Source organism: Megasphaera sp. AM44-1BH, assembly GCF_003467125.1.
Taxonomy (GTDB): Bacteria; Bacillota; Negativicutes; order Veillonellales; family Megasphaeraceae; genus Megasphaera.
Window position 1 is genome coordinate 1 of record NZ_QSFA01000028.1, and the last position, 24,547, is coordinate 24,547.

Annotated in this window: 10 protein-coding genes; 2 read left to right on the forward strand and 8 right to left on the reverse strand. The window is 50.6% G+C overall.

Annotated features, from left to right (window positions below; genetic code table 11):
• Positions 1 to 11,009, reverse strand: an 11,009-nt coding sequence (locus tag DW949_RS13675; RefSeq protein ID WP_158570686.1) for a hypothetical protein, incomplete at its 3' end; no start/stop codon positions are given.
• Positions 11,010 to 11,674: 665 nt separating this feature from the next.
• On the opposite strand from DW949_RS13675, the gene DW949_RS12425 reads away from it, so the two are divergent.
• Positions 11,675 to 11,884 carry a DUF1858 domain-containing protein gene (locus DW949_RS12425; protein WP_059075327.1) on the forward strand — a complete coding sequence of 70 codons (210 nt, stop codon included), beginning with the start codon at positions 11,675 to 11,677 and terminating at the stop codon, positions 11,882 to 11,884.
• A 753-nt stretch (positions 11,885 to 12,637) separates the two neighbouring features.
• Positions 12,638 to 12,832: a hypothetical protein gene (locus DW949_RS12430; protein ID WP_118023523.1), complete on the forward strand. Its 195-nt coding sequence runs from the start codon at positions 12,638 to 12,640 to the stop codon at positions 12,830 to 12,832.
• Positions 12,833 to 12,906: 74 nt separating this feature from the next.
• On the opposite strand, the gene DW949_RS12435 is transcribed toward DW949_RS12430, so the two are convergent.
• The 7 genes from DW949_RS12435 to DW949_RS12465 form a co-directional block, all read right to left on the reverse strand.
• Positions 12,907 to 13,752, reverse strand: a complete 846-nt coding sequence (locus tag DW949_RS12435) for a class II fructose-bisphosphate aldolase (protein WP_118023524.1) — start codon at positions 13,750 to 13,752, stop codon at positions 12,907 to 12,909.
• Positions 13,753 to 13,766: 14 nt separating this feature from the next.
• The gene (locus DW949_RS12440; RefSeq protein WP_118023525.1) at positions 13,767 to 15,197 is read right to left on the reverse strand and encodes a four-carbon acid sugar kinase family protein; all 1,431 of its coding nucleotides are present in this window, start codon (positions 15,195 to 15,197) and stop codon (positions 13,767 to 13,769) included.
• Positions 15,198 to 15,220: 23 nt separating this feature from the next.
• A complete protein-coding gene (locus DW949_RS12445) occupies positions 15,221 to 16,117 on the reverse strand; it encodes an NAD(P)-binding domain-containing protein (RefSeq protein WP_118023526.1) in 897 nt (298 codons plus the stop codon).
• A 36-nt stretch (positions 16,118 to 16,153) separates the two neighbouring features.
• Positions 16,154 to 16,822, reverse strand: a complete 669-nt coding sequence (locus tag DW949_RS12450; protein WP_158570687.1) for a GntR family transcriptional regulator — start codon at positions 16,820 to 16,822, stop codon at positions 16,154 to 16,156.
• Between the two features lie 245 nt (positions 16,823 to 17,067).
• Positions 17,068 to 19,866: an isoleucine--tRNA ligase gene (gene ileS / locus DW949_RS12455; RefSeq protein ID WP_118023528.1), complete on the reverse strand. Its 2,799-nt coding sequence runs from the start codon at positions 19,864 to 19,866 to the stop codon at positions 17,068 to 17,070.
• 311 nt (positions 19,867 to 20,177) lie between these two features.
• Positions 20,178 to 23,651: a DNA polymerase III subunit alpha gene (locus DW949_RS12460; RefSeq protein ID WP_118023529.1), complete on the reverse strand. Its 3,474-nt coding sequence runs from the start codon at positions 23,649 to 23,651 to the stop codon at positions 20,178 to 20,180.
• 44 nt (positions 23,652 to 23,695) lie between these two features.
• Positions 23,696 to 24,304 carry a TetR/AcrR family transcriptional regulator gene (locus tag DW949_RS12465; RefSeq protein WP_118023530.1) on the reverse strand — a complete coding sequence of 203 codons (609 nt, stop codon included), beginning with the start codon at positions 24,302 to 24,304 and terminating at the stop codon, positions 23,696 to 23,698.
• Positions 24,305 to 24,547: the final 243 nt, after the last annotated feature.

Sequence of the window (24,547 nt, forward strand, 5' to 3'; positions counted from 1 at the left end):
TTGGAAATGGCCTGGCCTGCGGCGTACAACTGACTGCCATTGACGGCATCGGTCGAGTCCGGTGTCACCGCACCCGGTGCAACGCCTGTAATCTTGTTGCCGCCCATGTTGACGTTTCCCTGCTGGATGGTGATGTCCTTGTGGTTGTCATCCCCTTTGACGGTCAGGCCACTGTTGTTGATAGTCGTGTTGCCTGTGGTCACGCTGTCCAGGCCTTTGAGGTCTTTGGCCAGCCGTACATTGAGGGTATTGTCGTCCCCTCTCACGATGCCGACGTTATTGGCATCGCTGACTGCAGTCGCACCGCCTTTGATGTTCAAAGTCTTGCCCAGGTCTACGGTCACATCTTTGCCGTCATCACCCTGGAACTTGCGGCCACTGTTCACCTTGTCGCTGACAGTCTTCAGCTGGTCTTCTGTAGCAGCCCGGCCGCTCTGGATGTGTTCCCCATCCCATTTCTTGTTATCGAGACCATTCAGATAATTGCCGTTTTCAGGGTTGCTGTCTCCCGCTGTATTGGCCTGCTTGCCCAGAGTCATGGCGCTGTCACCGGAACCAATGACTACCTGGCCATTAGAGCCATTGATGGCAACCTGCTTATTGGAATCGTTGCCCAGGATGATATCATCATTCAGGTTCACCGTGTGATCATCATTCACGGTGATGTTTTTGCCGCTCTTGGCTTCCGAAGCTTTGGCTTCATTCTTGGCCAGCTGCTTCACATCGCCGATGCTGGCCGCATTGTTGTCGCCGGCATCGGCATACTTCTTGCCGTTAATGCCGCTGGCGATGTTGGTAATCTGCTTGGCTCCACCGTTGATGCCGTTCTGGGTAATGGTGATGTCACCGACTTTGACCTTGTTGGTTTCCACGCCATCACCGTTGATGGTGGTATTCCCGGCCTTGAGGCTGCCGTCGTCGCCCAGAACAACATCCTTCTTCAGGGAGACTTCCAGGGCATCACCGTTCACCTTGGTTTCGATGTTCTTTCCGTCGCCTTTGACGGTAACCGTCTGGCCCAAATCCTTCTTCACGGTGCCGCCCGCTTCGTCAGCCAGGCCGAAGCCGCCTTTATCCTTACCGGAAATATCCGTAATGGCCTGACTCAGCTGGCCTTCTGTTGCAGCCCGGTCAGCCACGACGTTGCCTGCATCCCACTGGGTGTTATCCAGGCCTTTGATGTAGTTGCCCTTGGCCGGGTTTGGGTTGTCAGCCTGATTGTCCTGCTGACCGATGGTGATCTTATGAGCCGGATCACCGCCATCAGGGCCTACGGTGATGGCTTCGAAATCCGGCCGGTTGGTCATGACGATTTCCAGCCCATCTCCCGCCGTATTCTGGCGGACGCCCAGGTTGCGGCTGGATACGCGTCGGGCATCAGCCAGCATTTCTTTATCATCAATGCCCCCTTTGATGGACAGGGTGTCATTGAGTCTCCGGGTAACTACGTTGCCGTCGTTGCCCACGAATTTCAGGCCGTCATCGAGAGTTGCCACTACATGGTGTTCCGTACCGCCCTTATCGTCTGTTTCATCATAGGTCAGGCGGGTGATGCCATCTTTGCCAGGCTGGCCGTCCACGCCGGGGATTCCATCTTTGCCGTCAGTCCCTTTGGCGCCCACCGTCTTGATGATGGTGGTCACAGAGCCGTCAGCCCCGTTCTTGCCGGTGAGGCCAATCTGCCCGTCTTTTCCATCCTGACCCACTGCGGTAATCGTCTGAGTAGTCACATTGTCCGCCAGTTTGAAAGTGACCTTGCCGTCTTCTGCTGTGGTCACAATCTGATTGGCCGTACCGCTGAAGGTGACGGCTTCGCTGAGCTTGTTGCTGCCTTGGGTGTTGTTGTCACCCTTGTATTTCAGGGTTACACCCTCAGCCACTTTCGACGTGTCCACGGACAGGTCATAGTCATGGCTGGTGGCATTGGGGTCATTGGCATTTCGATCTACTACGGATACACTGCCGTCAGTGGATTTCACCGTGGTCTTCCGGCTGTCTGCCAGTTTCTTCACATCGCCGATATTGGCGCCGTTGTTGTCACCAGCTGCCGTATAAGTGTTGCCCAGGCCGCTGCCCATGTTGGTGATCTGATTCCCTGCAATGGAAACGGTGGTCTTGTTGATGGTAATGGAATCCTTGCCGCCGTTCCCGGCTTTATTAATGGTCAAGCCATCATCATTTACGGTGGTGTCCCCGGTCTGTACGCTGGTGAGGTTCTTCAGTTCCTTGGCCAGGCGGATTTCCAGTTTGCCATTGGAGCTTTCGTCTGCTGCTTTCGTGGAAACGACGCCGATATTGCCATCCGTAGTGGCCGTCAGTTTATTTGTATCAATCTGCCCGCCCAGTACATCCAGCTGGGTGTTGAGCTTGCGGGTCACGATATCGCCACTGTCGCCGTGGAATTTCAGGCCGTCATCGAGGGTAGCCCCCTGATGTTCCTTGCCATCTTTGCCCTGATAGACGATGCGGGTCATGGTGGTTTCCCCATCCTTGCCATCGACGCCTGGTTTGCCCGGTTTGGTCCAGATATCCACCATGCCATCCTTGCCGTTGAGACCGATATGGCCTTCAGCACCGTCTACGCCATCCACTCCATCTTTGCCAGTGATGGTGACGCCATCCTTGCCGTCTTTGCCTTTAACGGAAATGCCGTCCTTACCGGTGACGGTGATGGTCTGGGTCGTCAGGTCGTCCGCCAGTTTGAACGTGACTTTACCGTTTTCCGCCGCAGTGACAATCTGGCCTTCTGTACCATTGAAGGCCACCGTATCCTTCAACTGGCTGGTTCCCGTGCCCGTATCCCCGCTGTAGTGCAGGCTGGATTCGGCTGCCAGGCGCTTCACGTCGCCGATGTTGGCGGCATTGTTTTCCGTATTGTAGGTATAGGTCTTGTTGCCCTTCCCATCATCGGTGATTTCCGAAGCCCCGCTGGCCATATGGCTCACCTGGGTATCCACCGGGTTCCCGGCTTCATCCACCGCTTCAAAGGTCACGTGGGTCTTGTCTACCTTCCCGTCCTTCATATCGTATTTCACGGCACGGTCGTAGGCTTCGTCCACCTTCGCCTTGGAAGCGATGTCCTTGATGGTGATGGTCTTGTCCGGATACTTGGGATCTTTGGTATGTTCCGTATCCCGGACCGTCAGGGTCAGGGTCCCATTTTCCGCCGTATAACTGCCGTCTGTCGTCGTATCCGGATTTGCCACCAGCTGATAATCCGTGCGTACGGTATTGCTGTCAGTGATGCTCTGAGAAAGCTTGGCCAGCTGGTCTTCCGTAGCTGCCCGGCCGCTGACGTATTCCGGATCCGCCACACTCCAGTCCTTGTTAGAAAGGCCCGTTGCATAGCTGCCTTCCAGCGCATGGTTGTTTTTGTTGGTAGTGAGCTGCGTATTGCTAAAGGCCCCGATAGTGGCATCCCCGGCTTTCAAAGTGCCGTCCGCATCCAGATCCACATGTTTGGCCAGGCGGACATAGAGCTTGCCACCGTCGTTCTTCACGCCGATATTGTTATCTGTCAGGCTGTCCAGATTGGCTCCCCCGATGATATCCAGCTGCTCGTTGAGCTTCTTGCTGATGACTTTCGCGGTATCGGTCTGGCCATCATCGCCAGCAAATTTCAGGCCGTCATCCAGAGTGGCTACGGTATGGGTCGTAGTACCCGATTCCCCGTCTTTTCCATCCTGATAGATAATACGGGTAATGCCATCGGTACCGTTGACGCCAGGTTTCCCATCAGTGCCATTGGTACCATTTTTCCCAACAGTCCGGATAATGGTAGTCACCGTACCATCGGTGCCATTTTTACCGTTGAGGCCGATCTGGCCATCCTTTCCGTCTTTGCCGTTGACCATCACCGTGTCGGCTGTCAGAGCCTTGTCCATGAGCACGTTAATGGTAGTATTGCCGTCTGCATCCTGTTCAACAGAAGTTATCAGATTCTGGCCGGAATACTGGTCAAGCGTCTTGGTGCCGGCACCTTTAATGTTGATTGTGCTGTTCAGCTTGTTGCCCACCGGGTTGTCCGTCTTTCCAGCTGCAGGGGCATTGGCACCGAATTTCAGGCCGTCATCCAAGGTAGCCACCGTATGGGTCGTTGTGCCCGGTTCTCCGTCTTTCCCATCCTGATAGACAATACGGGTGATGCCGTCAGTACCGTTGACACCAGGTTTTCCATCGGTACCATCCGTACCGTTCTTGCCGATAGTCCGGATGATAGTGGTCACCGTACCATCGGTGCCATCTTTACCATTCAGGCCAATCTGGCCGTCCTTGCCATCTTTGCCGTTGACCATTACTGTGTCAGCCGTCAGGGCTTTATCCAGCTTGATAGTAATATTGCCGTTGGCATCCACTTCGGTAGTCACGTTCTCATCGCTGTAATTATGGCCGGAGACAGGATCAATGCCCTGGACTTTGATAGTACCGCCCATCTTGACATTATAGGCTTTACCATCAGTCGTTTTTCTGGCATTGGCATCGAAATTCAGGCCTTTGTAATGATCCACCACTCCTTCAAATCCTGAAATGGTCACCGGCGTATTGTTGCCAGCTGCATCCTGTACTTGTAAGGTCACTTCACCATTTTCATTGACTTTGTAAACTCCTTTGCTACCGTCAGCCGGATTAGCAATAAGGTGTTTTTCCTTGTTCAGGAGATTAGTCAGATCCACATCAAAGGTCACCGGATTGCCATCTTTATCCCGTTCGTTGCGGGAAATAGTCAGCTTCTTTCCATCTTCAGAAACAGTACCGCTGGTAGCATAGTAATCATGGAGACCGGTAATATCGACCGTTGTCGTTTTATTATTTTCTGTCAGCGTAAGTTTTCCCGTGCCATCATTGACTGTAGGCTGACCATTATCTGTACCGCCATCAGTGTGATAGGTCACTTCTCCGCCGGTAACGTACACATCACCGGAAACAGTACCCTTCTTAATGTCTTCTGCGACTTTTTTCAGCTGGTCTTCTGTAGCCGCACGGCCGCTCTGAATTTTATCAGTGTCCCAATTTATATTCTTCAGACCTGTAATGTAATCATTTTCATCCGGGTTGGCACTGGCTCCGCCAGACTGCTTACCGATGACGATACCGCCGGTATAACTGCCTTTGCCGTCAGCATCTCCGCCTACGCGGACGCTGGCAAAGCGCACATCATCTGCCGTTGCCACGGTAACATTATCACCGCTGCCGGTGATGGTGATGTTCTGGCCCTGCACAAAGTTGACTTTGGGACTCGTCGGCGTCACAGCTTTCTGCTTTGAGCCGTTGACGTCCAGTTCCCAGCCGGCATTGACCGTATCGGACACGATCTTGAGCTGGTCTTCCGTAGCCGCCCGGCCACTGACGATACCGTTGGCATCTGGGTTCCAGGTCGTATTGGTCAGGCCCGTAACAAAGGTGCCGTCTTCCGTCTTGACCTTGTCGCCATCTTTCTTGGTGGTGGCAACGCCAGTCTGATTGCCGATGGTCACGCCACCGATGCTGCCGGTGCCATTGCTGCCATCCAGGCTGACTTCATCGCCAGCCGTGATAGTGCCCTTCGTGCCGTCGATGGCGACCTTCTTGCCGGCATCGCTGCCCAGGGTGATGCTGTCGTTGAGCTTGACCGTGTTCTGGCCGCCGGCGGCCGCATCATTGTAGGTGACGGTGATATTCGAGTCGCCAGTGAGCTTGGCTGCCTCCGTGGTGCTGTTGGCAATATTCTGCACATCGCCGATATTGGCCCCGTTGGTGGGAGTGTTATAGGTCGGCTTTCCGTCGGCCGTGCCGTCGGAGCCGCTGCCCATATTCTTGACCTGATTGCCGCCAAAGGAAATCTTATCCCCGTTGATGACCACGTTCTTGGTTTCATCATTGGCATCGTTGGTAATCGTAATGCCGCTATCATTCTGGACGGTCTTGCCCGTGGTGACAGAATTGAGGTCTTTCAGGTCCTTGGCCAGTTTCACGGTCAGGGTGTCGGTGCCGTTGGAAACGACGCCGATGTTGTTGTCGGTGAGGTTGTCCTTATTGGTCACACCGCCGTTGATGGTAGTCTTCTGGTTCATGGTCCGGGCAAAGCCGTTGCTGTCCAGGGTGCCGTCTGCCTTAATATCCCCGGCATAAATCTGGCCGTCATCCATGGTGGCGATATCGTGGTGTTTACCCTGGGCATCCTGGTACCCCAGCCTGGTGGACTTGGTTTCGTTGTCAGACGTAGTAATGTTCTTGCCGTCCGTCAGAGTCTTGTCCCCATAATGGACACTGGTGTCCGCCTGGGCGGCTTTGCCATCCTTATCCTGCTGGTCCTTGTTCCCCGTATAAATCACGTTATCAGTGGTTACGGTAGTGAAGGTCGGGTTCTCATCCATGAGGATGGAGATATCGCCATTTTCCGCAATCCGGGTGGTCAGGTTGGAGGTGCTGTATCTGTGGTTGTCCGCTTCGTCGCCGGCCTTGATGGCAATGGTGTCGCCCAGCTTGCGGCCGACCACCTTGTAGCCCTTGTAGTTGTCCGTAGTATTGGAAGCATCCTTGGTGTTGGTAGTGAAGCTCAGGCCTTTGGCAATGGTGTTGGTATTGTTGGTGATCTGGGTCTTGTTGTTTTCGATGTTGGTGGTGTTGCCGCTCACCGCATCGGATACGGTCCGCAGTTCATCTTCCGTGGCAGCCCGACCGCTCACATAGGTGGGATCCTTCACGGTCCATTCCGTATTGGTCAGCCCTGTCACAAATTCTCCGCCTTTGGCATGGCCTCCGGTGGGCTGTCCATTCTGAACCGTAGGCAGTACGCCCTCGTCGCTGTGGCCGATTTTAGCTGTGCCGGCCGTGACCGTATTGAGGCCCGTGAGATCTTTGTTCAGTTTGATTTCCAGCTTGCCATTGTCTCCATCCTGGCTGGAAACCACACCGATGTTGTTGGCAGTGACCAGATTATCCGGGTTGGTTTCTTCGCCAGTTCCGCCAGTAACGGTAAGTTTCTGGTTCAGCTTCACGGCCGATGTGGTTCCCTGATCGCCGCTAAATTTCAGCCCGTCATCCAGAGTAGCGATGAACTGGGTGGAGCCGTTGGTGATGTCCCCGTATTCCAGACGTTTGAATTCATTGGCCTGTCCCTCTTTCAGATAGGTGATGCCCGGGCTGATGGCATTGAAGATATACGTAGGCGTATTACCTGTCTTATCAAACAGAGCCACATATCCGCCCGTATCCTGACCGATGCCCAGGACCACCTGGCGCTGGTCGTTGGTGCCGTCATTCTTCACCACAGAGACGGTCGTCCCGTCAATCTTGACGGCTTCTTTCACCGGATACGTCTCTTTGGATCCCGGAGCCGTCCGGAACTGAGCCACGCTGTTCACTATCAGGCTGCCGCCCTTGTTTTCTTTCTGTTCCCCAAGGACCACATCCTTGCTCAAAGCCACGTCGTAATTGGCCTGACCGTCAATGGTATGCCGCTTCAGTTCCAGATTGCCGCCTTTGACCAAAGTATCATCGGCCGTGGCCTTGTTTCCACCTACGGAAACAGTGGTGTGTTTCCCTGCCAATTTGCCCACTTCCTTCAGCTGGGCCAGGTTCACCGCATCCGTATCCTGGGAACCGGCTGCTACCCCGGTGATCTGCCGGGTCAGGGTGCTGCCGTTGCCTACCGCAATGGCATTGGCCTTGGAAACCCAGGCGGCAGATGTTTGGGTCGTTTCCGCCCCGGTGGCGGCATCATACCCTTTGACACCGCTCATCCGGTCGGCTACAGATTCACTGCCCAATGCCACCGTATCCGCCAGTTTGGCCTGTGCACCATTGCCGATGGCGGCCGCATTCTCTGCCGATTCTGCTACCGTGCCACCCAAAGCCGCCAGGGAGTTCTTAGCCGCTGCCGTGGAGCCGATACCAAAGGCAGTAGAGGCTTCGCCGGAAGCTGTAGAATTTTCGCCAAAGGCTGCAGCATTTTTCCCGCTGGCCGTGGAATCGCTGCCGAAGGCCGTGGCACTGTCCCCGCTGGCAACCGTCCGTTCTCCAAAGGCCGTAGCATAGGTTCCGCTGGCTACGGTGCCGACTTTCTTTGTGGTACCATCTCCATTATCAACAACTTTGTCTCCGCCGCCCCAGGCCGTGGCGTACTGACCAGTGGCCTGGTTCCTGTTGCCAAAGGCTGTCGCCCCCGTGTTGGAAGCAACGCTTTCATTGCCAAAGGCCGTAGCATCGTTGGCACTGGCAACGGTCCGTTCTCCAAAAGCCAGGGAACGGCCGCCGGTGGCCTTCGTCCCATTGCCGAAAGCTACGGCATTCTGCCCCAAAGGATTACCTTGTTTATCTTTCTCAGTAGAACCAGCCTGGGTATTTTCCCCAAAGGCCAGGGTACCTTCGGCAATAGCCTGGGTTCCTTCCCCAAAAGCAACCGAAGCGACGCCGCTGGCAGTATTCCCTTTTTGGCCTTTATTATAACCGCCGCCAAAGGCCAATGAATTTTGGCCCGACGCCGTATTGTACTGTCCAATAGCGGTGGCACCGATTCCATCTGCTACGGCGCCCGTACCAAGAGCAATAGAATCTTGACCTTTTGCGGTTGCGCCGTTACCGACAGCTACTGAATGAGCACCCGTTGCCGAAGCATTGACCCCTGCAGCCAGAGCGTCGTTTCCCGTAGCGCCTGTATTGTTGTAGTTGCTATCGTTGGCCGAATCTACGGAGTTCACGCTGTAATCGTGGACTCCGCTGCCGCCGGTACCGCCACCGCCGCCATTGTGGACCAGATTGACCACTTGTTTCAGCTGGGCCACGTTGACGGCATCCGTATCTTCCTTCCCGGCTGCTACATTGGTGATCTGGCGGGTCTGCTGAGCATAGTGGACATTTTTCGACCCATCCCAGACATTATGTTCAGAAGAACCTACGGAAACGGCTGCCAAAGTGGAATTCCACACCGGATTTTTGGTGGAACTGCTGCTATCCCCATGGGCAATGCTTTTGGCAGCCGGATCATATCCGCCGTCATGGTTGGCTTCCCGGTCTGCATAGGCTTGGCTGCCCAGGGCTACTGCATCATGGAGGTTCATCTTGACCCTAGCAGAATCCCCGATGGCCGCCGAAGCCTGTCCGCCCTGTTCGATGGTAGCATTATGGCCCAGGGCGATGGCACCGCCATTCACTGTATTCGTCGTACTGGCTCCTACACCCATGGCAATGTCATAGACGGTATCTGCATTAGTATTGGAACCGATGGCGATGGCCCCGATATTCGTCATGCCTGTGGAACCAACGTTGTTGCCGGTAGTGGCTTTCGTCCCGATGGCGATGCTTTCCCCAGCCGCGGATTTTGCCTGATGGCCGATGGCAATGGCGCCTTCACTATTATTTCCATTGTTCCCGGCGTAGGCCTCATTACCCAAAACAATACCATTCTTCATATGGACGGTCGCTTTGGTGCCAATGGCAATGGAATCAGTGGCCCCATTGTTATTATCCCCTGTCGTATTAACCGACTTCCCGATGGCGATACTTCCGTCGTGGATGGAGTTGCTGTTCAGCCCCAGGGCCAGGGCATTCTTTTCCACCGTATTGCCATAGCCGATGGCGATGCCGTACTCTCCATCTCCATCATTCGTATTTTCCCCGCTGATTTTGTTATGACCGCCCAGAGCCAGGGCATAGGCCCCGGTCACCTTGTTGGTGTCGCCGAACACCGCATTATAACTGCCCTTCACGATATTATTAGACCCCAGTACATGGGTATAAGTTGCTTTCGGCGTGGTACCCCCGTTCTGCTGCTGGCCGTCCACACTGTTGCCGTAGCCGATGGCTGTGCTTTCATCTGCGCGAGCTGTATTATTGACCCCCACCGTAGCCGTGTAATAGCCATTGGCATCGTTTGTATGGCCAATAGCAGTACTAGCGTACTTGGCCTTATTATCTTTGCCGATGGCTACGCCCATATAGTCGGTCACGCTGTTTTCCCCAATAGCCACGCTGTATTCCTTGGCGTAGGACTGGTGACCGATGGCCACTGCGGACCGGCCTTCCGCCGTCACATCGCTGCCCACGGCTACCGCATCGGTGGAATCGATAAGCCGGGGCACCATATAATACCGGTCCACAAAGGTCCCATCAGAAGCATAGTACCCCTGCCGGCTGCTGGAGATGTTCCCCTGTTCATCCAGCCAGTAGCGGGCATCCGCTTGATTGCTGGTCAATTTCCCATAGGCATCCACATAGTAGCTGCTGACGGAATTCAAGACCTTGGCCTTGTTGCCGATGGCCGTAGAATGATCCCCTTCCGCCACATTGTCCACGCCCACAGCGGTAGCTCCGCTGACATAATAAGACTGGCGGGTCCGGTCCTGTCCGTAATAGGTGGCTACATTGTTGTAGACTTCCACCGCCTTGCGGTAGTCTTCATCCGTGCTGTAATAGCTCCGTTCCGGATATTTAGCCCGGACATTATACTCATCATCCATGTACTGGCCGGGAGTCAGTTTATAGACTTCCACCTGCTTGTCATCATAGGAGTTGGTGTCGGGATTGTAGACTTTGACCGTGATCCATTCCGTATCCAGCTTCTGATAGGCATAGGATTCATCCCCGCTGATGGGCTTCTTAGTCTCTGTAGAATGGGTGAATTTGCCCACCCCGTTCCGGGTACCCATGACCACATTTTCCGGTTTGCTATCGACCCGGGCATTGCCGGTCTTCGGGTCATTTTGGATGGGAACGACTTCATTGTCCTTGCCCATAATCAAATTGCCCTGGGAATCGTAAGTAGCATAAGCACCTGAACCTTGTGCTAACGTACCTGAATTATCTGTAGCATCTTTAGTTGATTCATTCGTTTCAATATTAACAGCATGTCCAGCAGACGGATTCCCACTGTTTGTAGCTGTCGCTGCCTGAGCCCAGTCCGGGACAGCAAGGAGCGATGTCGTCAGGACAAAGGCTGCCAGGACGGCCGCTTTGCGGGCACATCCGCTGCGACTGCGTGTACCATGAGCTGAATCATGGCTTTTCGCCAGTCCGATACGACGATATAGCAATTCCGTACTTTGCTGTAAATGACTTTGTAAATTTTGTTCATAAAGCCTCCCACCTTATTTACAGTTTTGTGATGTAAATTCTTTTCTCGTTTGTATTTGCAATATGTTTGTAATGATATTGTAAAAAATCATCACTATTTTACACCTTAATCTGTGTTCCGGGTCAAATAACATAGTGTTAATACTTTTATAGACAAAATATAATACAGATATAAAATAAAAATAGCATAATAATCATAATCGACGAATAAATATTATCGCAAATGGACAAATGTATGAAATATGTTCCTTCCTTTTCTGATTTTTATATAAAAACTAAAAATATACGAACCATGCTACTATATTTTATTATTTTATATAAAACAAAAAGTTTATTTACTCTATTCTTTATGTTTACGTTTTACGTTTAACTTAATCATGAAATGATGTGTTATAATAAAATTATTATATAGAAATAAATAATTGTTATATATAATGTCTGTACGATGTGTATATGCTGTCGTGAAATCTACTTGCTATGACTCATCATCCTTAAAAAAAAAGTTAGAATTTTCTGCAATTTCGTTGCATTTACCACCTGCCAAAGGAGATAAAGTATGATATAATGAATCCAGTCCGGAGTTCTTTCAAAACGTTCGGAAAAGAATTTTTAAGGAGGAATTCACATGCCAGTTATTACCAAAGACACAGGTATCATCGAAGCTGTCCAGAAATATCCACAGATCGTGCAGATATTCCAGGCTTATGGTCTCGGCTGCATCGGCTGCATGGCCGCTCATTTTGAAACCATTGGCGAAGGTGCCGGCGCACACGGCATTGACGTAGACGCTCTGATTGCAGATCTGAACGAATGCATCGCTGACAGCAATAAATAAGTTAAAAAAAAGCCGCGGCACAGGATATATTCTATGCCGCGGTTTTTCCATATAAACATAAAATGCGCCGGAGCTTCCCCTCTCCGGCGCATTTTATGTTTATATAGATGTATGAAAGTATCTGTGAATATTAAAGAATCAGAGCCAGTGCGGCTACTGCTACTGCACCTATATCAAAAACAGGCTGTCTTTACAGGCAGCCCGTTCTCCATTGCTTATTCAAAATAAATAACTGCAGCAGCCAGTCCGATAATAACAACCGTTGTCAGCAGTGGTACAGCTTTTTTCAGTGCGTCCATGGTTACACTTCCTCTCCTTTGGTTCTCAGGATGTTTTCTGTTTGATACGTTGAAAACGGGGGGCGGAATCCAAAGGAGCTGTCTCCTGTTCTGACAATAGAAACATAGCATGTCTGGGAATCAATTTCTACAGTACTAGGATACTAAATGATAGGTACAATAGATGATAAACTAGATGATTTCTTTCTTTTCATAAATATATTATAACCCATTTAATACGCTTGTCAAACAGTAATATATATTATGACCATAATATATAAAAACGCGACGAGTTATGCTATATAAGCATGTATAATTACATTACGTATTAAAAGCCGAAATGCCATTCTGTCTGCTACAGATAAAACATTTGTTCTCTTTCTATTTTTATGATATACTTGAATTGTATATAAATAATTTCTAACAAAAACAATAAGTTTTCCGTTACAAAAATAATCCTGAGGAGGTGAATGCCATGTGCAGAGAAATGGAAAAATGGAGCATGGAAGAACGCCAGGAAGGGCGTCAGGAAGGCCGCCGGGAGGGAGAAAGCCGGCTGACGACTTTACTAAAATTATTAAAAGCCGATGGCCGCCTTCAAGATCTGGATTTAGCCATTGAAAACGAAGAGGTACGGAAAAAACTATATCTCGAATACCATATTGAGTAAATGAAACGGAAGATTTCATAGTACACGAAAAGGCGCTGTTCCAATGAAGACAGCGCCTTTTTCGTGTACTATGATTATTTTTTCAATGCACAAATATCAATATACGTCTGTACGACCTGACTCATCGCCGTTTCGGCAGCTTTTGTCATTTTTTCGAATCGTGTATTGGGATCCATATGAGTAGCGAGGAAATCCCGTGCAGCCTGAATTCCCGTCGTCGATACTTCCGTATTTACATTGATTTTGCGGATTCCCCGGCGGATAGCTTCCTGCAGCAACGCTACAGGAATTCCCGAACTGCCATGGAGGACCAGTGGGACCGTGACAGCCTGCCGGATATCATCGAGGCGGTCCAGATCCAGACTGGGCGTACCCTTATAAATACCGTGGGCATTTCCGATGGCTATGGCCAGGGCATCGACACCGCTTTTCTCAGCATACTGGCGGGCCGCAGCGACGGTCGTGTATCCTGTACCAGGGTGAACGCTGCCTGTACCATCTTCTTCATTCATATAGCCTAATTCGCCTTCGACGCTGACATGGAGATCATGTGCCATACGTACAATAGCCTTCGAATCTTCAATATTGTCAGCCAGCGGCTTTGCTGATCCGTCGAACATGACAGAGGTAAAACCAGCCCGCAAAGCGCGCAGGATATTCCGCTGACTCCGGCAATGGTCCAGATGAAGTACCACTGGCAATTGTGCATCGCGGACATAAGACAATATCAAAGCCGCTGCCGATTCAATCGGCATATGACTATCATAGGACTCACCAAACGCAATGATGACAGGTGAATCTTTTTTCGTCGCCGCCTGCCAGACGGCCTGGACAGATTCCACATTATAGACATTGAAGGAAGGGACAGCTATATTTTTTTCTTCTGCATAATGCAGCATGTCCCGGAGATTAATAAGCATAGATGACTCCTATCTCAGGCATTCATCATGGCCACGACATCACGCAGAGTCGTCACAGCCCCGACATTGCCCGGAAATACGACATAGCTCATGCCAGGGAATTTGCTTTCGCTTCCGGCTTTCCACGCAGGAATGCCAGGAGCCACCTGACCGAGAACCAGTGCTTTCTTGATAGACAGGCCTTTAGTCGCCACATCGCTGGACGTAATACCGCCTTTGGCAATGATGAATTTCGGCTGGACAGACAGGCGTGTCACAATGCTGACCAGTGCATCGGAAATCTTGACAGACACGCGGAGAGATTCTTCTTTCGTATCCATTTTCAACAGCTTGCGGCCTGTCATAACGGCGGTCGTAATACCTTTTTTCAGGTTCGCTTCTGTTTTATCGATAACGCGTTGGATTTCTTCTTCTAGTTTTTCATCACTTTCCAGGACCATGAGATGATTGAATTCGATAAAATCAATATTATCCAGTTCTTTCAATTTTTCCAGCTGCTGGGTCGTCTTCTTGACATGGGAGCCGATGATGATGAGGCCGCCATTCGTGTTGCCGGCTACGACCAATTCTTCTTTCGTCAGCAGAGGTTTATCTGATACGCCACCCAGTACTTTGGTCAGAGCCGCTGCGGAACGGAACATGAAATGACGTCCCGCTTTCATTGCCTTGAGCAATGCCAGGGCAAATACTTTGACATCAATGTAATCGGTGCAATTGACGATGACTTTGTTGAAATCATGGACCGCTTCCAGCTGGGCTGCCACTTTATCTATATTACCGGCCCGCAGATCTTCCAGGGCAATGCAGGTAACACTGTCAGCCTTATACGCACCGCCCGTTTTTTCTTCGATATATTCGGGCATAGTCGCCGCCGTATATCCAAAGGTGCTGTCCTGGGCAAATTCCGTTTCATTGGCCGGTACCAGATAGTCCCCTTCCTGTACGTAATGAACGTTTCCAATCGTAAAGCGGCCGCCTTCTTTAAAGAATGGCATCAGGACTTCCCCGTCGATGACAGGAGCGCCATTCGCTTCCAGTGTATCTTTGAGGACCTGCGTTTCCAGTGGATAGTGGCCGCGCAGCGTGGAATCACTACGGCTGATGACGATGAAATCTTTGCCGGTCTTTTTGGCAATAGCCGATACCCGCTGTGCTATCGTCTGATGTACTTCCGTTGTATGCTGGCGTGAGAAAGCCCGGGAGTTAGTCAATACATAAAATTCTGAATTGGCTTCGTCAAAGCCCTGGGTCAGGGCATCTTCCGTCCATTCCGTGTATACAGATATGTCGTGTACTGTCTGGGTTCCTGTGGGATCATCGTCGAGGACGACGATTTTTTTATGGAATTCCTGTAATTCTTTCAGCAGTTCTTTCGTGATTTCTTCTTCATTCACCTGTACAGCCGGAAGGGTATTGAATAATTCTTCTTTTAATACTTTCGCCATGATAATCTCCTCTTCTGCACTCCTTATTTTTCTTCCGTTTTGACAGTGACACCGGAAATCTGTTCGTAGAACTGAACGTAACCGGCATGGTCATCCATAATATGACCGGACTGTTTAAGGCTGAGCTGGATCTGCTGTACGATTCCGGACAGGAACAGTGGTACCTGCAGATCACGGGCTGTATTCATGACATTCGTGATATCCTTCAGGTTGACCTTGATGGTGCCGCCGGCTTTAAAATCGCGGTTGAACATCTTCGGTGCTTTCGTTTCCAGAACGGTGCTGCCAGCCAGGCCGCAGCGGACGGCTTCAAATACTTTCTTCGGATCTGCGCCAGCTTTCTGGGCCAGTACCAGTGCTTCGGCAACGGCACAGATATTGACATTTACCATAATCTGATTGGCCAGTTTCGTGACAGAACCACTGCCGGTCGGGCCGACGACGATCCAGCTGGAACCCATGGCTTCGAAAGCATCTTTGATTTTTTCAGCAGCTTTTTCATCGCCACCGATCATGAATGCCAGGGTACCATTAATAGCGCCTTCTTCGCCGCCGCTGACAGGAGCATCGAGGAAGGGGCAGTTTTTGGCAGCCGCCAGATCACGGCATTGTTTGGATTCGATAGGAGAAACGGAGCTGCAATCGACGACGACTGTACCTGCATCGACGCCGGCCAGGATGCCGTCTTCTTTCGTGAGTACGTCCTGTACGATAGCTGCTGTCGGCAGAATAGTAAATACGGCATCTTTGCCTTTAGCCAGTTCTTTGACCGACGCTGCCGATTTACCGCCGGCCGCAACGACTTCATCGACCAGTTCCTGTTTCAAATCGGATACGGTGACATCAATGCCGGCTTTCAGCATATTCATGACCATCGGTTTACCCATAATACCCAGACCTACAAACCCTACTTTTAACATAGTAATGACCTCCTTGACCAGCAATATAATAAAATTTTAATTGTCTGCTACGGTTTCAGCTGTGTGCAGGATTTCGCTGGTAACCTGCATATGCTCTTCAAAGGCTCTGACTGCCCCTGTTTCATCACCGGCACGCAGAAACGTCAGAATACATTCATGCTCCCTGATTGCCTTTGCCATACGGTCTGTATCATGGAGAGAATGGACAGTTGCCTGTTCCTGCTTCGTATGGATCATATCAGAAACCTGCATCAGATACGGATTTTCTGTAAAGGCGACCAGCAGCCTGTGAAACGCTACGTCCGATTCGGAAAATTCATATTGATGATGTGATTTCGCAGCTTTCTTCGTCTTTTCGATACACAAAGCCAGTTGATCTAATGCCATCTGCCCTTTTTCTGAGCGGCAGTCCCGTACCAGCCTGCGTATGCCGAATTCCTCGATAGCCAGACGGGCCTCGATGATTTCGTCTATATCTTCTGATGAGATAGCTTTGACACCAAAACCGCGGTTGCTATAAATTTCGACCAGGTTTTCATGCTTCAGGAGTTGTATCGCTTCCCGTACGGGGGTCCGCGATACCTGCAATTCGTCAGCGATCATCTGTTCAGAATAAATCGTATGTGGAGCGAGAGTTCCCCGGACAATAGCTGATTTCAGATATTCATACACCTGCTCTTTGATGGAAATCTTGGTTATCACCATATGAATCACCTCCTTATCGTCTTCGCTTGTATGTAGCATACTACTCACTTGCATCTATGTCAACACTCGTATCTATATATGTTATATAAAATTGTTATTCTCATTGCGTAATTCTAAACTTTCAGTCATGGGTACAATATATTATCTCCACATAAGTGCCAGACAGAATCTGTGGCCGCTAAAAAATTAAAAGGGCTTATCGTCGTGCGATAAGCCCTTTTGTTGCCGGTAATTCCGGCAGGATATTATTTTTTCAATACAGCAGCGCAGCGGGCACATAATGTCGGATGGTCCGGGTCGGAACCGACACTGGCATCATGTTTCCAGCAGCGTTCGCATTTTTCATGGGACGACGGTTCTACGACAACCTTCGTGTCTGCATGGTGTTCACCAGCCATAGCATCAGCCGGGGCATCTCCTTTTACGAGAGTGACTTCACTGACGATAAGCAGTGTCGCCAGGCGTTTCTGCCACTGGCTGAGGAAATCATAGTCTTCTCCATCGGCATAAATCGTAACGGCTGCGTCGAGAGGATGGCCGATTTTATGATCTTTACGGGCAACTTCCAGAGCACGCATGAAATCACTGCGGTACGACAGGAGCGTATTCCACCGTTTTTCCATATCGGCATTGAGATATTCCGGATGTTTTTCCGGCCAGTCCGTAAGCAGTACGCTTTCTTCTTTTCCTTCTACAGCGGGCATGTTCTGCCATACTTCTTCGGTTGTAAAGGACAGGACAGGAGCGAGGATTTTGACCAGTGTATCGAGAATCTGATACATGGCCGTCTGGGCGCTGCGGCGGATCTTGGCATCGGCTTTTTCCGTGTAAAGACGGTCTTTGATGATATCCAGGTAGATAGCACTCAGATCGACGGTGCAGAAATTGTGAATAGCATGATACATGACGTGGAACTGGTAATTTTCATAAGCATCGGTTACCGTTTCCAATACCTGTTCCATGCGCAGGAGTGCCCATTTATCCAGTTCGGACATGTCTTCATAAGCGACAGCATCCGTTGCCGGATTGTAATCGGCCAGGTTGCCCAGGAGATAGCGGAAGGTATTGCGGATCTTACGATATACGTCGGAAAGCTGTTTCAGGATTTTCGGCGAGAGGCGGATATCCCCCTGATAGTCAGCTGATGCAACCCAGAGACGCATGACATCGGCACCGTATTTTTCGATAACTTCCTGCGGAGCGACCGTATTGCCGACGGATTTACTCATCTTGCGGCCTTCACCATCGACAGTAAAGCCATGGGTCAGTACCTGACGGTAAGGAGCGATGCCGTTGATAGCAACGGAAGTCAGAAGAGAGCTGTTGAACCAGCCGCGGTGCTGGTCGGATCCTTCGAGGTACATATCGACAGGATACCCCGAATCGGGGTCATTTTTCATGACACCCTGATGAGTGCAGCCGGAATCAAACCAGACATCCATGGTGTCTTCTTCTTTGCGGAATTCCGTACCGCCGCAGTGCGGGCACTTATAGCCTTCAGGCAGGAGTTCTTTGACGTCATGCATCCACCATGTGTTGGAGCCTTCTTCAGCAAACATCTTCTGCAGATGAGAAATTGTTTCGTCGTTGATGATGTGTTCGCCGCAGTTCTTGCAGTAGAAGATAGGAATGGGCACGCCCCAGACACGCTGACGGGAAATGCACCAGTCACCGCGATCGCGGATCATATTGTAAATACGGTCATGGCCCCAGGACGGAATCCAGCGCACTTTGTCGATAGCATCGAGCGCTTCCTGACGGAATCCATCGACGGAAGCAAACCACTGTTCTGTTGCACGATAAATAATCGGCTGTTTGCAGCGCCAGCAGTGCGGATACTGATGACGGAACGTGCTCTTGGCAAAGAGGGCATTGATTTCTGCCAGTTTTTTGATGACCGGCACGTTGGAATCAAATACGAATTGGCCTTCAAATCCGGGAACCTTATCGGTGTAACGGCCGGTTCCATCTACTGTGCCCAGCGGTTTCAACCCCCAGGCAGCATATTTCATGCAGACATTGAAGTCATCTTCGCCATGGTCCGGAGCCGTGTGGACGAGGCCCGTACCGGCTTCCAGAGTGACATGGTCGCCCAGGATAACAGGCACTTTACGGTCCGCATAAATAGGATGCTGGAATACGAGGCCTTCGAGCTGTTTGCCTTTCATGACATCCGGCAGTACTTCGTAATCTTCTACTTTGCCGGCCTTCATGGTCGGTTCAACCAGATCTTTGGCCATGAGCAGATATTCATCACCTACCCGGACCCAGACATAGTCAAATTCTTCGTTGGCACTGATAGCCACGTTGCAGAGAATGGTCCAGGGTGTCGTCGTCCAGATGAGGGCAAATACCTTTTCCGGATCGGCACCTTTTGGCATATGGCAGTTGAGGTCTACCGATTTGAATTTTACGTAAATAGAGAACGATTTATCGTCTTTATATTCGATTTCGGCTTCAGCCAGTGCCGTTTCACAATGAGGGCACCAGTATACGGTCTTCAGGCCTTTGTAGATATAGCCTTTCTTGGCCATTTCTCCAAATACCCCGATCTGTGCGACTTCGACCGGCTTCTGCAATGTCAGGTAGGGATGTTCCCAGTCGCCGAGGACGCCGAAACGGATGAAATCCTTGCGCTGCATATCGACGTTCTGAAGAGCGTATTCACGACATTTGGCCCGCAGGTCAAGCGGTGCGATTTCATGACGGTTGAGACCCGTATCTTTGATGACGGCATGTTCGATAGGCAGGCCGTGCGTATCCCAGCCAGGGATATATTTGGTATAATGACCGGTCTGGGTCTTGTATTTCAGGATGAAGTCTTTCAGGCATTTATTTAACGCATGGCCGATGTGGAGTTTGCCATTGGCGTACGGAGGGCCATCGTGCAAAATGAATTTCTTGCAGCCCTGTCTCTTCTTCAAGCGTTTTTCATAGATTTTGTTTTCCTGCCAGAATTTGATCATATCTGGTTCGCGTTTCGGCAGATTGCCTCGCATGGGAAAGTCGGTTTCTGGTAAATGAAGCGTTTTACCGTAATCCATTGTATTTCCTCCTTCAAAAGTAAAAAAATAACGTCTCCATCCCAAAGGGACGAAGACGTAATCACCGTGGTACCACCCTATTGACTGCTGTGCAGCCACTCTCATAGCAGTATAACGGCGCTACCCGTCAGCCGGAACGCGGCTGCAGCTCCCAAGTGATCCGCCTGCAGACTCTCTTTCCCGGGCTCACACTGTCCCCGGTTCGCTGCCAAGAAGTATCTGCAGACCGTCTTGTTCATTGCTTTTCCATATATCCGACATTTTAATAGGTTGTGTCCTGTTTGTCAAGGGGTGAATCCACTATCTCCTCTTTACTTCAACACCAGAGACCCCGGTTCCAGCAGGGCCTGGAGTTCGCGGTGGAGGTCTTCATCCGGCGTAATCCAGTACTGTTCGTTGGTCAGTATCGTCTTGCGGCTTCCCATGAGGTGAAAATAGACCTTGACCGTTCCCGGATATTTTTTCAGGACCCCTGCAATGGTCGAGCTCAGATCCGTCCGTTCCAGGTGAGCCGGGATTTTAATGAACAATTTCGTTCCTCCTCCGGGCTGCCACATAGCTCCTGTATGGATGGCTGCATGGGCACTGGCAATGGGAGCCTCTGCCTTTTCTTCTCCCAGTGGCGCGATACGTTCTGCCACAATCTGGGTGTTTTCGTCGTTGATATCGGCCCGCCCGGTGATACGGACAGCCAGATCGGTGGCAGTGAGGCTGCCATAGCGCCCGTACGTCTTGGGAAATACGACGATGCTGATCGTGTGGGTATAATCTTCCAGTGTCAGAATCGCCATCGTGTCCTTGTGCTTGGTGAGGACCTGACGCCGGGCCGTGATCAGTCCGCCTACTTCCATGACCCGTCCATCGTACTGCTCTTTATGTTCTCCATATAGTGCCGACAATGGCGTCAGCGCATCCATGACATCATGGAAGGCATCGAGGGGATGACCGGAAAAATAAAAGCCGTCATATTCTTTTTCCATGGCCAGCCGCATTTCAATCGGATATTCCGGAACGGCAGGATAGGTCAGTGACGATACCTGTTTTTCCTCTTCCATGTCAAAGAGGCCCATCTGTCCTGAATCGCGTTCTTTCTGATACAGAGACCCCAGTGCCATGGCCTGGTCGAGAACCGACATGAGTTGGGACCGGTGTTTGCCAAACGAGTCCATAGCCCCGCATTTAATGAGACTTTCCATGGCCCGTTTATTGACCAGATGAAAATCAACGCGGCTGCAAAAATCTTCCAGCGACTGATAAGGTCCGTCCTGTTCCCGTTTATTCACAATTTCCGTAATGGCGTTCTGCCCTACGCTCTTGACGCCGGACAGGCCAAAACGGATGCTCTCTCCCTGTACAGAAAACATATAGACACTGGCATTGACATCAGGAGACAAAACAGGCACGCCATGGCGCTTGCATTCCTGGATATAATAACTGATTTTGCTGATATCATTGATGACACTGGTCATGGTAGCCGCCATGAATTCCGGACGGAAATGGGCTTTCAGATAAGCCGTCTGCCAGGCAATATAGGCATAGGCTGCGGAATGGGACTTGTTGAACCCATAACCGGCAAAGTAAACCATGAGGTCGAATACTTTATTGGCTATATCATCAGGAATATGATTTTTCTGTGTGCCAGCCAGGAAATTCTTACGCTGTGCCACCAGGATTTTTTCCTTTTTCTTGCCCATGGCGCGGCGCAACAGGTCGGCCTGCCCCAACGTAAAGCCACCCATAGCCGAAGCAATCTGCATGACCTGTTCCTGATAGAGGATGACACCGTACGTATCTTTCAGGATGGGTTCCAGCAGCGGGTGGAGATACGTTACCTTTGTTTCACCATGGCTTCGTTTGATAAAATCCGTTACCATGCCGCTTCCCAGAGGACCCGGCCGGTACAGGGCCACCGTGGGGATCATATCTTCGAAATGAGTCGGTGCCAGTTCCTTGACCAGGTTGGTTATACCCTCCGATTCCATCTGGAATACGCCGGCCGTATCACCTTCCGTGAGCAGTTTCCCCGTTTCCGGATCATCGAGAGGAATGGCATTGATATCGAGGTCGATGCCGCGGTTGGCCTTGATGAGCTTGATCGTATCCCCGATGACGGTCAGTGTACGCAGGCCGAGAAAGTCCATTTTCAGCAGGCCCAGTTCTTCTACGAGGTCTTTATCATACTGGGTCGTCAGATAATGTTCTTTGGAAAACTGGACCGGCACATAGTCATCGACAGGAGCGGCCGAAATGACCACCCCTGCTGCATGGGTAGACGAGTGGCGTGGCAGACCTTCGAGGATTTTCCCGTAGGTAACGAGCTGATGCACCTGTTCGTCTTTTTCGTATTCACCGCGGAATTCCTTGCTTTCATCGAGGGCTTTATCGAGGGTAATGCCCAGCTCGGCCGGCACCATTTTGACGATGCGGTTCACTTCACTGAGAGGCATGTCCATGACCCGTCCCACATCGCGCAGGACCGCACGGGCAGCCAGGGTACCAAAAGTGATAATCTGGGCTACATGATCCTGCCCATATTTCTGCGTGACGTAATCGATGACCTTGCTGCGGTTTTCGTAGCAGAAGTCCATATCAATATCCGGCATGGTGACCCGTTCCGGATTGAGGAATCGTTCGAAAAGAAGATGGTATTTAAGCGGATCCAGCCCGGTAATCCCCAGCAGATAGGCTACGACGGAACCGGCGGCAGAACCACGGCCGGGACCGACGGGAATGTCATGGTCTCTGGCGAATTTGACATAGTCCCAGACGATTAGGAAATACGAGGGGAATCCCATAGTTTCAATGACACCCAGTTCATAATCGAGCCGTTTCCGCACTTCTTCGGTCACGGGATGATATCGTCTGGGAAGCGCTTCTTCACAAAGTTTGCGCAGATATGACGTATCCGTTTCGCCGTCCGGTACAGGAAATTTAGGCAAATGCCGTTCATCAAAGGGTATCGTCACATTGCATTTATCGGCAATTTCCAGTGTCGTGTCGAGGGCTTCCGGCATATCGGCAAACAAAGCCGCCATTTCGTCGCCGTCTTTCATATAAAATTCATCATTGGAGAAGCGGAAATGGTTAGGATCATCCAATGTAGAGCCTGTAGAAATACAGAGTTTGACCTCCTGTGCCGGGGCGTCCGTTTTGTAAATATAATGATAGTCGTTCGTGGCCACTAATTTCAGGCCGTATTCCCGGGCCCAGTCTTTAAATACATGGCGCACCAGTTTTTCTTCCGGCAGTCCATGGTTCTGCACTTCCAGATAGAAGTCCTCTTTCCCGAATATCGATACCAGTTCTTCCAGTGCACGCCGTGCTCCTGCTTCATTGCGATTGATGAGATCCTGCTGGATCTGCCCTTCAATGCACGCACTGAGAGCGATGAGCCCGGTGTGATAGGTTTTCAGGAGATCGTAGTCAACGCGGGGACGGTGATAGTTGTTTTCCCCATCAATAAATCCTTTGGAAACAATTTTAATCAGATTATGATAGCCTTCATTATTTTTTGCCAGCAGGATCAGATGGCAAAGACGTTCCTTAGCCGGATGATCCATGCGGCTGCCCCGTGTCATGTAGACTTCACACCCCAGGATGGGCTTGATTCCCTGCGCCTGTGCCTCTTTATAGAGGTGGATGACGCCGTACATATTACCATGATCGGTAATCGCCACTGCCGGCATTCCCAGTTCCTTGGCCCGGGATACCATTTCCGGAATGCGGCACATCCCATCAAAGAGGCTGTACTGGGTATGCACATGAAGATGTACAAAAGGTTTCATAGCATAAACGCTCCTTTTATCAGAAAAACGCCCGACCGGGCGTTTTACTCTTTGACGAATGTTTTTAAAATCCGTGGAAGATATTTGCCGCAAAGCCAAATATCTTCATGATGGTGCCGCGTCTGGGACCATTCATAAATCAGGGTACGGATAATCATGAACAAATACTCCGTCGCTTCTTCTGCAGAAATCGTATCGTCGAAGGTACCGATGCTCTGGGCCACTTTGATGAAATTGAGCATGTTATTATAAAAGTCTATGGACAAATAACTGTGTTCCGTATCATAGATATATTCGAATGTCCGGTACACGTTATAGGCGAAAGCTTCACCGGCATTGGCCCACAGATCCCCATACATATCGATTTCCTTGAACAGGTGCTGATACGGTTTTCTGGCCTTTTGCACCACATCCTGCGACAGATTGGGCATAGGGGTCCGGGCAATAGAGATGCATATCTGGAGCAGCAAATCTTCTTTATTCTTAAAATGGTAATATAAGGAGCCGATGGGAAGCTTTGCTGCCGTACTGATTTCTTTCATGGATGTCTTTTCATAGCCATTATGGGAAAACAGGTCCTGGGCTACGTTCATAATATACTGGCGGTTCGCTTCCGTCTGCAACTGTCGTTTTGTAATGTGTTTGACTGTCATGGATATCCTTTCCCGTACTCATAGTATGATACTCTATATATTCTAGAATCAAATTTTGTGAATTGTCAAGAACATTTCAAGAAAACAGCAGGATGTTTTACGTAAAAAACATGCAGCTCTGACGTATCAGAGCTGCATGCCGGGAGCGTATATGCTGCTGTGTATATGCTGCTGCGTATTACCGCTTAGCTAATTCCTTGTAGGAATCAAGACGGTCTTTCATATCTTTTTCCGTACGTTCGT

Coding starts and splice junctions, on each gene's coding strand:
- DW949_RS12425 (WP_059075327.1), top strand. CDS start 11,675: ATGCCAGTTATTACCAAAGACACAGGTATCATCGAAGCTGTCCAGAAA.
- DW949_RS12430 (WP_118023523.1), top strand. CDS start 12,638: ATGTGCAGAGAAATGGAAAAATGGAGCATGGAAGAACGCCAGGAAGGG.
- DW949_RS12435 (WP_118023524.1), bottom strand. CDS start 13,752: ATGCTTATTAATCTCCGGGACATGCTGCATTATGCAGAAGAAAAAAAT.
- DW949_RS12440 (WP_118023525.1), bottom strand. CDS start 15,197: ATGGCGAAAGTATTAAAAGAAGAATTATTCAATACCCTTCCGGCTGTA.
- DW949_RS12445 (WP_118023526.1), bottom strand. CDS start 16,117: ATGTTAAAAGTAGGGTTTGTAGGTCTGGGTATTATGGGTAAACCGATG.
- DW949_RS12450 (WP_158570687.1), bottom strand. CDS start 16,822: ATGGTGATAACCAAGATTTCCATCAAAGAGCAGGTGTATGAATATCTG.
- ileS (WP_118023528.1), bottom strand. CDS start 19,866: ATGGATTACGGTAAAACGCTTCATTTACCAGAAACCGACTTTCCCATG.
- DW949_RS12460 (WP_118023529.1), bottom strand. CDS start 23,651: ATGAAACCTTTTGTACATCTTCATGTGCATACCCAGTACAGCCTCTTT.
- DW949_RS12465 (WP_118023530.1), bottom strand. CDS start 24,304: ATGACAGTCAAACACATTACAAAACGACAGTTGCAGACGGAAGCGAAC.